This window comes from Glacieibacterium frigidum, from assembly GCF_007097155.1.
GTDB lineage: Bacteria > Pseudomonadota > Alphaproteobacteria > Sphingomonadales > Sphingomonadaceae > Glacieibacterium > Glacieibacterium frigidum.
Map to the genome: position 1 here is coordinate 914,731 of NZ_VJWA01000001.1, position 12,795 is coordinate 927,525.

Here is a 12,795-nt window from a genome sequence, read left to right on the forward strand (position 1 = left end):
TCACCGGCGCGCCCTTTTTCGTTTCGCGGCGACCCCGCCTCCGGTAGACGCGCGGGCAACAGCGCACCGGAGACAGCTACCCATGACCACCCGCATCGAAACCGACAGCTTCGGGCCGCTCGAGGTCGACGCCGACCGCTACTGGGGCGCGCAGACGCAGCGCAGCATCGGCAACTTCCCGATCGGCGGGATCGGCGACCGCATGCCGCTGCCGCTGATCCACGCGTTCGGGTCGGTCAAGCTGGCGGCGTGCAAGGTCAACCGCCGCCACGGCCTCGACGCCAAGCTCGCCGACGCCATCGAAGCGGCTGCCACCGAAGTTGCCGAGGGCAAGCACGACGGCGAGTTCCCCCTCGTAGTCTGGCAGACGGGCAGCGGCACCCAGACCAACATGAACGCCAACGAAGTCATCGCGGGGCGCGCCAACGAGATGCTGACCGGCACGCGTGGCGGCAAGTCGCCCGTCCACCCCAACGACCACGTCAACATGAGCGCGTCGTCGAACGACACGTTCCCGACGGTCATGCATGTCGCGGTGGCGACCGAGGCGAAGCGCCGCTTGATCCCCGCGCTGCGCGCCTTGGCGGCGTCTTTCCGGAAGCACGAGGCCGACTGGTCGGGGATCGTCAAGATCGGCCGCACCCACATGCAGGACGCGACGCCTGTCACGCTGGGGCAGGAGATGTCGGCCTATGCGCAGACGCTGGAGGACGGTGCGCAGCGCGTCGTCGACCTGTGGCCGCGCCTCAGCCGCCTCGCGCAGGGCGGCACCGCGGTCGGCACGGGGCTGAACGCGCCCAAGGGTTTCGGCGAAGAATTCGTCGCGGCGCTCGCCGAAGTGACGGGCGGCGTGCCGTGGGTTTCGGCGCCCAACAAGTTCGAGGCGCTGGCGACGCACGATACGATGGTCGAAGTCTCGGGGGTGCTCAACACCATCGCGGTCGGGGTGACCAAGATCGCCAACGACCTGCGCCTGCTGGGGTCAGGCCCGCGCTCGGGGCTGGGCGAGCTCGCGCTGCCCGAGAACGAGCCCGGCAGCTCGATCATGCCCGGCAAGGTCAACCCGACGCAGGCGGAGGCGATCACCATGGTCGCGGCCCAGGTCATGGGCAATCACGTCGCGGTCACCGTCGGCGGCCTGCAGGGGCACATGGAGCTGAACGTCTTCAAGCCGGTGATGGTCTACAACGTGCTGCGGTCAATCGAATTGCTCAGCGACGCGATGGACAGTTTCCGCCTGCGCATGGTCGACGGCATGACCCCGAACCGCGAGCGCATTGCCGAACTGGTCGAACGCTCGCTGATGCTGGTCACCGCGCTGGCGCCCGAGATCGGCTACGACAATGCCGCGTCGATCGCCAAGCACGCGCACAAGCACGGCACCTCGCTGCTCGAGGCGGCACTGGCGCTGAAGCTGATCGACGAGGCGCGCTTCCGCGAGGTCGTGCGCGCGGACGCGATGGTCTAGGCTAGGTACGACACCAGCGGCCCGCGCCGCCGGGTCCATTCGCTCTCGACGAGGTTCCACAGCTGGATGACCGCGCACACCGCGCACCATCCAGCCATGACCAGGTACGACTCCGCCGCGACGTCGGTGACGGCGCCCGCGGTCAGGATGATCAGGTTCGGGTTGCGCCGCGCCAGCACGAGGCGGAAGCGGGCGTCGCGCGGGCGCCAGACGAACGGCACGAAGCGGTGGCGGAGCTCGAACACGCCCTCGCACAGGCGGCCGACCAGATAGGTCGCGATCACCACCCAGAAGGCGATGGTCAGCTCGTCCGCCAGTTCGGGCGCCGCGTCCCGCAGGCCGATCATCGCTGCCCACCACCAGAGCGGCGGGAAGACGAGATCGGGGATGTGGTCGAAATAGCTGCCGAACTTCGAATAGCTGACGGTGACGCGCGCCAGCTTGCCGTCGACGGTGTCGAGGAAGGTCATCCCCCACGCGCACGCCAGCCCCCAGCCGAACCAGCCGCCCGCGAACAGCGGCAGCGCGGCGATCGACAACAGGATCGAGACGAGCGTCACCATGTTCGGCGAGATGCGCAGCGCCACGCAAGCGCGCACCACCGCCAGCGCCGGCACCGGCCAGGCGTATTTGGTGACGATGTCGGTCACGCCCTTGTAGCTGGCGTAGTAGAATGCATCCTCGATCTCGCGCACCGGCGTCTTGTCGAGGGCGAAGGCGAGGAAGGTCTCGCGCTTCTTCAGGCTGGTGTTGAAGAATCCGGCGGTGCCCGCGACCACGGCCGTGCCGCCGCCATCCCATTCGATCAGCGTCGCGCCGCTTGCGTCGACCACCGTCGCGGGCGGCCCGGCAATGAGGTGCGCGAGTGCGGGCGTGTCGACGACGACCCCGTCCGCGACGCGCAGCCGTTCGGGCGCGGCGAGACGCAGGCGCGCCAGCTGGCGTGCCAGCCTCTCCGGCGCGCTCAGCCCAAACACTTGCGTTGCGCTCAAGCGGCGGCTCGGGCAGCGTGTCGGCCATGCACGCGACACTCGAGAAATTCGGCTACGGCCCCGGCACGGTGTTTGAGGACGAGCACTGGGCCGTCGTCGTGCGCCCCGCGCAGCCGACGTTGGGCAGCATGGTGCTGATCGCCAAGCGCGATATCGAGAGTTTCGGCGCGCTGACCGCGGAGGAGGGCGCGGCGCTGCCCGCCATGGTCGCGCGCATCGAGGCGGCGCTGGCGCGCGTCGTCACGCCCGAACGGGTCAACTACCTGATGCTGATGATGGTCGACCGCCACGTGCATTATCATGTCGTGCCGCGCTACGCCGAGCCACGCAACTGGGGAAACCATGAATTTATCGATACAGGCTGGCCAAGCGTGCCGGCGCTGAGCCCGGCAGTGGCGCTCGACCCTGCGGAGATCGCTCAGCTGCGCGCCGACCTGGCGAACGGCACGACGCGCGGGGGCTGAGCCCAGGGGGCGCTGCGCCAGCGTGCGGTGAGCGCCCGGGCGCGCGGCAGGTCGGCGGGAAAATCGACCTCGGCCGACGCATGGCCGGTCACGTCGGCCGCCCCGACCAGCCCCGACTGCGCGAGTTCGGACACCGCGCTGAGGTAATAATTGCCCGTGCCGCCGTCGCGCGCGATTGCGCTGTCGACCGCACCGGCGAAGCGTGCGCCGCCGTCGCGGCGGAACACCAGCATGCCGATCGACTCGGCATCGGTCTCGCCGGGGGGCAATTGCTTCGACACCGCGGTGACGCGGTCGCCGGCCAGCGTGACCTTCATGTCGTCGGCGTCATACTCGGCCTTGGTCGCGGTGGTAACATTGACCGGCGCGACCGCGTGGCGCAGCGCCGCCGCGATCAGCGCCGGGCCGACGAGCGTATCGCCGTTGAGGATCAGCGCGTCGCCGCCGAGCAGCGCGTCGCGCGCCAGCCAGACCGACGAGATATTGTCGGCGATGCGGAAGAACGGATTGTGCAGCGTCGCGACGTGCGGCCAGTGCCCGCGCTCCAGCCGATCGCGCACCTGCGCCGCCTCGAACCCCGTGACCACGGTGACCTGCGCGACGCCGGCATCGGCGAGTGCGGCAAGCTGCCATTCGAGCAGGGTGCGGCCCGAAAATTCGATCAGGCACTTGGGGACGCTGGCGGTCAGCGGTGCGAGACGCGAGCCCTGGCCGGCGGAGAGGATGACTGCGTGCAAGGGCTACTTTCGGAGACAAGGCGATGACGATTACGTGTCTGTAGCATGACAACGTAATAAAATCGCCAATCACTCGTCGTTTTTATCAGCCCGGGTCGCGCATCTTGCAGGCGCGGATCGCCGACGGCCGCGGCCGTTGCCCGACGGGCTCGAAAACCGCGAGGTAACCCCCCGCAGCGCCGAGATCGAGGTCGCCGATGCGGCGGTAGCCGACTGCCGCCAGCTCGCACGCCAGCAGCGCGCGCGGCGTGCCGTGCTGCGCGGTGGGGCGGTCGATGTCGACGATCGCCACCTTGCCGCCGGGCTTGAGCGCGGCGCGCAGATGCCAGAGCAGCGCAAACGGCTGGCTGATCTCGTGGTACATGTGGACCATCAGCGCGGTATCGACCGACCGCGCGCGCAGGCGCGGATCGTCGGCGCGGCCCAGCACGACCTCGACATTGGTCAGCCCCGCCTTACGGACGCGGGCGCGCAGCTGGCGCACCGTGGCGGGCACGATGTCCTCGGCGATGACCTTGCCGGTCGGCATCAGGCGGGGGGCGAGGCGGACAGTGTAATAGCCGCTGCCCGCACCGATGTCGGCGATCGTCATGCCGGGCCGCGCGCCGACGAAGACCATCACCTGCTCGGCCTCGCGGGCGTTGTCGCGGCTCTTCTCGTCCGACCATTCGGCCGACACGATGCTGGCGACGGGGCGATCGGGACGCGGAAAACCGGGCGCCGCGCTCAGCAGCGGCAGCAGGGCGAGGGCGGAGACGACGCGAACACGGGACATGCGCGCAGTCCTAGCGGGAAAGGCCCCGCGCCTCAAACCTCAACCGCGCAGGCGTGCCATCTGGGCCTTGAAGCGCGCGAGCTCGCTGCCGCCGAGCTGCGTGCCGCCGAGGAACTTGATCGTCATCGGGTTGACCGGGCGCTTGTTGAGCCAGACCTCGTAATGGAGGTGCGGCCCCGTCGACAGGCCGGTCGACCCGACATAGCCGATCACCTGGCCCTGGCTGACCGTCTGGCCGTTGCGCACCGCGAAGCGCGACATGTGGCCGTACGCGGTCGACAGCCCCTTGTTGTGCGCGATGCGGACATAGTTGCCGTGGCCGCCGTGATAGCCGGCGAAGTCGATCCGCCCCGACGCCGCCGCGACGATCGGCGCCCCCGACGGCGCGCCGAAGTCGACGCCCTGGTGCAGGCGCGAATAGTTGAGCAGCGGGTGGAAACGCATGCCGAAGCCGCTGGTCAGGCGCGCGCCGTCGACCGGCGTGCGCATCAGCCCCTTGCGCGCCGACTCGCCGTTGGCGCGGAAGAACTGCGGCCTGCCGGCATAATCCCAGCGCATCAGCTCGACCTTGCCGAGCGAGGCGTAGAGCAGCGCGCCGGTCTCGGTCTCGCCGGTCGCGGCGCGGCGGTGCTCGGCGACCAGCTCGAAGCGGTCGCTGCGGCGGACGCCGTGCTGGAAATCAACCGCATAGCCAAGCTGGCGGATCGCCTCGGCGACCAGCGGAGTGGGCAGGCCGGCGGCCTTTGCAGCGCGCGCCAGGCTGCCGCCGACGGTGCCCGATACGCGTAGCGGCGTCTCGTCGACCGCGATCGGCACGCGCTTCAAACGCAGCTCGCCGTCGACGCGCGCGAGTTCGAGGCGCAGGTCGAAGGCGGCGCGGAAGCCCAGCGCCTCGAGCGGGCGGGGCACGCGCTTGCTCTCGCGGCGGCCCATGACGAGGTCGAGGTCGGTGGCCTTGCGGATCTCGTCGAGGCGGATTTCGGAGCCGACGAGGCGCGCGGCGGCATTCGCATCGGTCGGGCCGACCCCGGCGCGGCGCAGCGCGCCCTCGAAGCTGTCGGTGGTGCGGTAGCGCGCAGTGAGTTCGACGCGCGGGCGCTCGGGAGCCTCGGCGAGCGGACGGGCGAAGCGGGTTGGGGCGGTGTCGCGGCCGCTCGTCGCGCCGAGCGCCAGCGGGGCGATGGCGTCGGGGGCGGCATCCTCGGCCTGCGCGGTGGTCAGCGGCGCGGCGACGGGTGCGACCAGGCGCGTGGGCGCGCTGCCGAGCAGCATGGCACCGCACAGGCAGACCAAAGTCGCGGCACCGCGCCACCAGGTCCGCGAACCGATACGGTCGCCCAGGTCGACCGCAAAGTCGCCGCTACCGAGGCGATCGAGCGCGCGTTCGACATGCGGTGCAAAGCGTGGTGCGGGTACGATCCAGCCGGGCGCAAACGCGCTTTCCAGTGCCAGATCGCCGCCACGTCCCCCCGACTGAAACAAGCTCGCACCCCCCGCACGCTTCGTCGTTTAGCTGAGGTTCAGCCTTCACCTCGGGTGTCCGGACAAGTCAATCGCGCCCTCAACGTGGTATCAAGCGCTTGCGACGAATTGCCGTCTTTGAACGGTCACTTGAATCCCGATTTGCTTTATGCGACCAATACAGGGTCCGCAGCGTTTAAAAGGACAGGATGAGCAGGCAGAGTTTTCGCCGCTTGCCGGAGCCATTTCCGGCCCTTGCGCTCCCGCCCCGGGCCGCATGAGCGGACTTTCTGTCGCCAACCTGACCGCAGTCCTCGGACCCACCAATACGGGCAAGACGCACCTCGCTGTCGAGCGGATGTGCGGCCACCAGTCGGGCATGATCGGCTTTCCGCTGCGCCTGCTGGCGCGCGAGGTCTATGACCGCGTCGTCGCGATCAAGGGCGCGGCGCAGGTGGCGCTGATCACCGGCGAGGAGAAGATCCTGCCCGCCACCGCGCGCTATTTCCTGTGCACCGCCGAATCGATGCCCGCCGACCGCGAGGTGGCATTCGTCGCGCTGGACGAAGGGCAGGTCGGTGCCGACCCCGAGCGCGGGCACGTCTTCACCGACCGGATGCTGCACCGGCGCGGCTATGCCGAGACGATGATCCTGGGGTCGGAGACGCTGCGCCCGCTGCTGCGCCGCCTGCTGCCCGAATGCGAGATCGTCACCCGGCCACGCTTCTCGACCCTGAGTTATGCGCCGCCGAAGAAGCTGAGCCGGCTGCCGAAGCGCACCGCCATCGTCGCGTTCACCGCCGCCGAAGTCTATGCGCTTGCCGAGATGCTGCGGCGGCACAAGGGCGGTGCGGCGGTGGTCATGGGCAGCCTGAGCCCCCGCACGCGCAACGCGCAGGTCGCGATGTATCAGTCGGGCGAGGTCGATTATCTCGTCGCCACCGACGCGATCGGCATGGGCCTCAACATGGACATCGCCCATGTCGCGTTCGCGAGCCTGCACAAGTTCGACGGGCGGCGGCACCGGCGGCTGACGGTCCCCGAGATGGCGCAGATCGCCGGCCGGGCAGGGCGGCACCAGCGCGACGGGACCTTCGGCGTCGTCCAGATGGGTCACGACAGCGCCCAGACCTTCGAGCCCGAGGAGATCGAGGCGATCGAGGCGCACCGCTTCGCGCCGCTGACCCAGCTGACGTGGCGCAACCCGCGGATCGAGTTCAACACGCTGCCGCGCCTGATCGCGTCGCTCGACGAAATCTCGCCGTTGCGCGAGCTGGTCCGCGCCGACGATGCGATCGACTTCGCGGTGCTCAAGAAATTGAGCGGCGAGCCCTGGGTGATGGAGCGCGCGCACGGTCCGGGCCGCCTCAAGCGGCTATGGGCGGCGTGCCAGCTGCCCGATTACCGCAAGACCGGTGCCGAGCAGCACGCGCGGCTTGTCGGGCGCGTTTTCCGCCACCTAAGTGAGGGCGACGGCACGCTGCCCCCGGCGTGGCTGGCGAGTGAGGTCGCAAGCCTCGACAATGTCGCGGGCGATATCGCGACGCTGTCGGGGCGGATCGCCGCGGCGCGGACATGGACCTATGTCGCGCACCGGCCGGGCTGGCTGACCGACGCCGCCGAATGGGCCGAGCGGACTCGGGCGGTCGAGGACCGGCTGTCCGACGCGCTGCACCAGCGGCTGACGCAGCGCTTCGTCGACCGGCGCACCGCGGTGCTGCTGCAGGGCCTGAAGCTCAAGGGCGAGCAGCGCGTCGCGGTCGCCGACGATGGTGCGCTGGCGGTCGAGGGCGAGGTCATCGGCCATCTCGACGGCTTCCGCTTCACCCCCGACCCCTCGGCGCGCGCCGGCGAGCGCAAGCTGCTGCTCGCCGCCGCCGAGCGCCACCTGCCGCGCGAGCTGTCGCGCCGTGCGGTGCGGCTCGCCGACAGTCCCGACGCGGCGTTCACGCTCGCTTTCGACGGCGGCATGCCGCCGCGCATCCTGTGGAACGGGGCGAAGATCGCCAAGCTGCGCGCCGGGCGCGACGCGCTGCACCCGCGCATCGACCTCGACCGCGCGCTCGAGGCGGTGCCGACGCCCGAACGCGCGCGCGTCGTCGGGCGGCTCGCCGCATGGTTCGAGGTGGCGCGCGACGCGCATCTTGCGGCGCTGACCCGCGTCGTCCGCCTGACCCCGACCGTCTCGCCCGCGGCGCGCGGGCTGATCGTGCGGCTGGTCGAGACGATGGGGGTGATCCAGCGTGAGGCGGTCGCGGCCCAGGTCGAGGCGCTGACGCGCGCCGACCGCAAGCTGCTACTCGCCGCCGGTGTCCGCTTGGGCGTCGTCCATATCTACGTCGCCGACCTGCTGCGCCCCGAGCCGACGCGCTGGCGCCTCGCGCTGTGGAGCGTCGCGGCGCTCGCCGACGACCTGCCGCCGCCGCCGCTCGCGGGGCGCGTCACCATCGACGTCGCGCCGAACGTGCCGCCGGCCTTCTACGGCGTCGCGGGCTTCTGGGCGGTCGGCGCGCAGGCGGTGCGGGTCGACATGGTCGACCGGCTGGCGCGCGCCATGCACGGGGTGCGCGAGGGTCGGACGCCCTTCGTCCCCGACGCCAACTGGGTCGCGAGCGTCGGCATGAGCCACGACGGCTTTGCGCGGCTGATGCGCGCGCTCGGCTATCGCCCGCGCCTCGTCGACGGCTCGGCGGCATTCGCGTGGGGCGGCATCAAGCCCGACCGCGCTCCCAAGGTTTCCACCGTGTCTCCCTCCAACCCCTTTGCGGCGCTCGCGGAAATGAAAGGCAGGTAGGTCTTGGTCTACGGTCAGGGATTGCGGCTCGACAAATGGTTGTGGTTCGCACGTCTGTCCAAATCGCGCACTGATGCGCAGCGACTGTGCGAGAGCCGCCATCTCAGGCTCGACGGCCGCGTCATCGACCGGGCCTCGGCGCTGGTGCGCGCCGGATCGGTGGTCAGTTTCGCCCGCGCCGACGAGGTGATCGTCGTCCGCGTCGAGGGGCTTAGCGACCGCCGGGGGCCCTTCGTCGAGGCGCGCGAACTCTATACCGACCTGACGCAGCGTCGCGCCCCATTGACGGACGCGCTCGCCGCCGTTTAGCAGGGCCCCAAGTTTCAGGGGACGTGCGCGATGACCTATGTGGTGACCGAGGCTTGCATCAAGTGCAAGTACATGGACTGTGTCGAGGTGTGCCCCGTCGACTGTTTCTACGAGGGCGACAACATGGTCGTCATCAATCCGAACGAGTGCATCGACTGCGGCGTCTGCGAGCCCGAGTGCCCGGCCGAGGCGATCCTGCCCGACACCGAGAGCGGCCTTGAAAAGTGGCTGGAGCTCAACGCCTCGCTGTCCGCGACCTGGCCCAACATCACCGTCAAGGGCGCAACCCCGCCCGACGCCGACGAGCATAAGGGCGAAGAGGGCAAGTTCGACAAGTATTTCACCGATCAGCCCGGCAACAGCTGACCCTACTTGCCGCGCGCGTAAGGCGGCAGTGGAACTTGCGTGATTTTTCTGTTATAGGCTGTTTTGCGTAAGCATTCGCAGACACGTCAACCGGCCGCCATGCCCACTGCCGGGCACGGCAACGGCCTATAACAGTCGCCCAGGCAGGCAACGCTCAGGTTCGGCCTCCCATGTTCGCTTGTCAGCGGCGGGTGGCTTGCCTGTCCCGCCGGGCGGCGAGCGAGAGGATTACTTCCCGATGGTGGCAACCGCAGCAAAGACTCTGAATTTCGTTGCCGGCGACTATGTCGTCTATCCCAAGCACGGCGTCGGCAAGGTCGTCGAGGTTCAGTCGAGCGAGATCGCGGGCACTGCCCTCGAACTCTATGTGCTGCGATTCGAGAAGGAGCGCATGACGCTGCGCGTCCCCACCAACAAGGCCGAAGGCGTCGGCATGCGCAAGCTGTCGAGCCAGGCGACCCTGCTCGAGGCGATGACCACGCTGAAGGGCAAGGCCAAGATCAAGCGCACGATGTGGAGCCGCCGCGCGCAGGAGTATGAGGCGAAGATCAACTCTGGCGACCTGGTGTCGATCGCCGAGGTGGTCCGCGATCTCCACCGCGCCGAGGACCAGCCCGAGCAGAGCTATTCGGAGCGCCAGATCTACGAAGCCGCTATCGGCCGCCTGGCCCGCGAGCTCGCCGCGATGGAGAACATCGACGAGCCGGCAGCGGTGGTGAAGATCGAGTTGGTCCTGAAGGCGGCCTGAGCCAAGGCGAAATTCGCCCTTCGCGAATTTCGACCTGGATCTGGACTCGCCGAAGGGTGGCCGGCGGCCCGGGCGTCCATCGCCCGGTGCCGTCCGACGCCGCGGCTTCGCCGCGACTCCCCTTGCACCCTCCACCCCGTTGTGTATTATCCAGCCAATACACAACGGGAGCCCCGCCGATGATCCGCTTCGCCGCCCTCGCCCTGCTGACCGCCACCCCCGCGCTCGCCGCCGAGATGAACGTGCCCGTCGGCAGCTTCGACCGTCTGTCGCTCTCCGGGTCGCCCGAGGTGCTGGTGACGACCGGCAAGGCCGTCACCGTGCGCGCGTCGGGCGAGCAGAAGGCGCTCGACCGGCTCGATATCCGTGTCGAGAACGGCGTGCTGAAGATCGGCACCAAGAAGGGCAACTGGGACGTTACTTGGGGCAAATACGGCAAGGTGCGCGTTGCGGTCACCGTTCCGATGCTGCGCGGCGTCGATCTCGGCGGGTCGGGGACGATCAGCGTCGACCGCATCAAGGTGCCGAGCTTCGGCGCAGCGGTCGGCGGGTCGGGGTCGATCCGCGTCGCCAGCCTCGATGCCGAGCGCGCGTCGTTCGAGGTCGGCGGATCGGGCAGCATCGACGCCGCGGGCCGCTGCGGCGACACCCAGGCGAGCATCGGTGGGTCGGGCTCGCTGCGCCTCGGCGCGCTCAAGTGCGCGACCCTGACCGCCAGTATCGGCGGATCGGGTGACATCGACGCCTTCGCCAGCCGCGCCGCCAAGGTCTCGGTCGCGGGGTCGGGCGACGCGCGAATCGCCGGTGGCGCCAAGTGCAGCGTCTCGAAGGTCGGCAGCGGCTCGGTGACCTGCCCCGCCTAGACCAGCCACAACGACTGAAGTTCGCGCAGCATCGTCGCGGGCACGGCCTCCAGGTCGGCGTCGCCGGCGTGCAGGTCGCGTGGCGCGTCGGCGGGGTCGAGATAGCGCCAGCCCTGATGCCCGCGGCGCGGCTGGCCCAGCACCGCCACGGGGCCCGGTACCAGAGCGATCGCGCATTTCACGCCCCACGGCGTCTCGACCATGTCGAGCCCCAAGATCGTCTGGCGCGCCACCAGCCGGTGCTTGATGATCCAGAAGAGCGACCCGCCGACCAGCTCGGCCGCGCGCTTGGGCATGAAGCGCGTCAGGCAGCGCGCGGTGCCCGCCACCGGCGCGTTCTCGGCCTGGCGCGCCGCCAGTACGTCGATGTCCGCGCAGCCCACCGCGACCTTGGTCAGGTGAACCACTAACCCGTCAGCCCCGCGCGTGTCGCCAGCCACAGGAAACCCAGGAACCCCATCGTGTCGGTCGTCATGGTGACGAAGACCGACGACGACACCGCGGGGTCGAAGTTGAAGCGGTCGAGCAGCACGGGCACAATCACCCCCGCCATGCCCGCGACGAGAATGTTGAACAGCATGGCGGCGGCGATCACGCCGCCGAGCATCGGGTTCTGGAAGACCAGCGCGGTGCCGATGCCCATCAGCGTCGCGACCGTCAGCCCGTTGGCGGCGGCGACGCGCAGCTCGCGCCAGATCGTGCGGCGGGTGTTGGCCTCGGTCAGCTGGTTGGTCGCCAGCGCGCGCACCGCGACCGCCATGGTCTGCGTGCCGGCATTGCCGCCGACCGACGCGACGATCGGGGTCAGCGCGGCGAGCACGACGAACTTCTCGATCGTCGGCGCGAACGCCGCAATCACCGAGCTGCTGACCATCGCGGTACCCAGGTTGACGATCAGCCAGCGGCTGCGCGTCTTGTAGGTGTCGAATACCGGCTCGTTGATGTCGCCGTCGCCGGCGCCCGACAGCTTCAGGATGTCCTCGCCCGCTTCTTCCTGAATGATGTGCACGATGTCGTCGACGGTGATCACGCCGACCAGCCGCCCCTTCAGGTCGACCACCGCGGCCGAGATCAGCGCGTATTTCTGGAAGCGCAGCGCCACTTCCTCCTGGTCCATGTCGACCGGGATCAGCGTCTGGTCGCGCTGCATCAGGTCGGCGACCGCGATGTCGGGCGGCGTTGTCAGCAACCACGACAGGCGCATCGTGCCGACCGGCAGCATCCCCTCGTCGACGACGAAGATCTCCCAGAAGTCGGTCTGCAGGTCGGGGCGCTCGTGCAGGAAGGCGGTGACCTGCGCCACCGTCCAGTCCTCCGGCACCGCGACGAGGTCGCGCTGCATCAAGCGGCCTGCGGACTCCTCGGGGTAAGACAGCGCCTCCTCGATCGCCGCGCGGTCCTCGGGCGTCATCGCGCGTAGCACGTCCTGCGCGTCGCCCGCGTCCATGTCCTCGAGGATCGCGACGGCGTCGTCGGTATCCAGCGCCTGGGCGATTTCGGCGACCTGGCCGGCGTCGAGCAGGTCGAGCAGCTCGCTCTTCACCCATTCGTTCATCTCGGCGAAGACTTCGGCGTCGAGCTTGTCGCCCAGCGCCGCTGCCAGCCCGGCGCGGTCGTGCGCCGGCACCTGCTCGAAAAGGTCGGCGATGTCGGCGGGGTGCAGCGGCTCGGCCAGCGCGCGCGCCGCCTCGTTGTCGCCGTCGTCGAGCGCGGCGATGACCTGCGCGACGAACGCGCCGGTCAGCCGGTCGTCGGCATCGAGCGCCGAGGCCGCTTCTTGAAGGTCGGGATCGGCCATGGCGGGGTTATAACGCGCTC

13 protein-coding genes are annotated in these 12,795 nt (G+C 69.6%); 7 read left to right on the top strand and 6 right to left on the bottom strand.

What is annotated here, in order from left to right; all coding sequences use genetic code 11:
- The first annotated feature begins 82 nt into the window (after positions 1-82).
- Positions 83-1,468: a class II fumarate hydratase gene (fumC, locus tag FMM06_RS04375; protein ID WP_143554954.1), complete on the top strand. Its 1,386-nt coding sequence runs from the start codon at positions 83-85 to the stop codon at positions 1,466-1,468.
- Here the strand turns inward: fumC and FMM06_RS04380 are convergent.
- Positions 1,465-2,445 (bottom strand): CDP-alcohol phosphatidyltransferase family protein, encoded by a 981-nt coding sequence (locus FMM06_RS04380; RefSeq protein ID WP_143554955.1) that lies wholly within the window; start codon positions 2,443-2,445, stop codon positions 1,465-1,467. The two genes, fumC and FMM06_RS04380, sit on opposite strands and share 4 nt — an antisense overlap.
- Positions 2,446-2,486: 41 nt before the next feature.
- Between FMM06_RS04380 and FMM06_RS04385 the strand changes: the two genes are divergently transcribed.
- On the top strand, positions 2,487-2,924 hold the full coding sequence (locus tag FMM06_RS04385; RefSeq protein ID WP_143554956.1) for an HIT family protein: 438 nt from the start codon (positions 2,487-2,489) through the stop codon (positions 2,922-2,924).
- Here FMM06_RS04385 and FMM06_RS04390 read toward each other — a convergent pair.
- The 3 genes from FMM06_RS04390 to FMM06_RS04400 form a co-directional block, all read right to left on the bottom strand.
- On the bottom strand, positions 2,879-3,661 hold the full coding sequence (locus FMM06_RS04390; protein ID WP_143554957.1) for a phosphocholine cytidylyltransferase family protein: 783 nt from the start codon (positions 3,659-3,661) through the stop codon (positions 2,879-2,881). The two genes, FMM06_RS04385 and FMM06_RS04390, sit on opposite strands and share 46 nt — an antisense overlap.
- 85 nt (positions 3,662-3,746) lie before the next feature.
- Complete coding sequence (locus FMM06_RS04395; protein WP_143554958.1) at positions 3,747-4,436, bottom strand: class I SAM-dependent methyltransferase; 690 nt, start codon at positions 4,434-4,436, stop codon at positions 3,747-3,749.
- Between the two features lie 39 nt (positions 4,437-4,475).
- Positions 4,476-5,918, bottom strand: coding sequence for a M23 family metallopeptidase (locus FMM06_RS04400; RefSeq protein WP_143554959.1), 1,443 nt, complete (start codon positions 5,916-5,918; stop codon positions 4,476-4,478).
- Positions 5,919-6,174: 256 nt separating this feature from the next.
- On the opposite strand from FMM06_RS04400, the gene FMM06_RS04405 reads away from it, so the two are divergent.
- The 5 genes from FMM06_RS04405 (at position 6,175) to FMM06_RS04425 (ending at position 10,977) form a co-directional block, all read left to right on the top strand.
- Entirely contained in the window at positions 6,175-8,691 is a 2,517-nt protein-coding gene (locus tag FMM06_RS04405) for a helicase-related protein (protein ID WP_143554960.1), read from the top strand.
- Between the two features lie 3 nt (positions 8,692-8,694).
- The gene (locus tag FMM06_RS04410; protein ID WP_235889062.1) at positions 8,695-9,000 is read left to right on the top strand and encodes an RNA-binding S4 domain-containing protein; all 306 of its coding nucleotides are present in this window, start codon (positions 8,695-8,697) and stop codon (positions 8,998-9,000) included.
- Between the two features lie 30 nt (positions 9,001-9,030).
- Entirely contained in the window at positions 9,031-9,366 is a 336-nt protein-coding gene (fdxA, locus tag FMM06_RS04415; protein WP_143554961.1) for a ferredoxin FdxA, read from the top strand.
- A 241-nt stretch (positions 9,367-9,607) separates the two neighbouring features.
- Positions 9,608-10,114, top strand: a complete 507-nt coding sequence (locus FMM06_RS04420; RefSeq protein WP_235889063.1) for a CarD family transcriptional regulator — start codon at positions 9,608-9,610, stop codon at positions 10,112-10,114.
- Between the two features lie 179 nt (positions 10,115-10,293).
- Complete coding sequence (locus FMM06_RS04425) at positions 10,294-10,977, top strand: head GIN domain-containing protein (RefSeq protein WP_143554962.1); 684 nt, start codon at positions 10,294-10,296, stop codon at positions 10,975-10,977.
- Here FMM06_RS04425 and FMM06_RS04430 read toward each other — a convergent pair.
- Both FMM06_RS04430 and mgtE read right to left on the bottom strand, forming a co-directional pair.
- Positions 10,974-11,384 (bottom strand): DUF1489 family protein, encoded by a 411-nt coding sequence (locus FMM06_RS04430; protein ID WP_143554963.1) that lies wholly within the window; start codon positions 11,382-11,384, stop codon positions 10,974-10,976. The two genes, FMM06_RS04425 and FMM06_RS04430, sit on opposite strands and share 4 nt — an antisense overlap.
- On the bottom strand, positions 11,384-12,775 hold the full coding sequence (mgtE, locus tag FMM06_RS04435; RefSeq protein WP_143554964.1) for a magnesium transporter: 1,392 nt from the start codon (positions 12,773-12,775) through the stop codon (positions 11,384-11,386). Before mgtE ends, FMM06_RS04430 begins: the two co-directional genes overlap by 1 nt.
- Positions 12,776-12,795 lie beyond the last annotated feature (20 nt).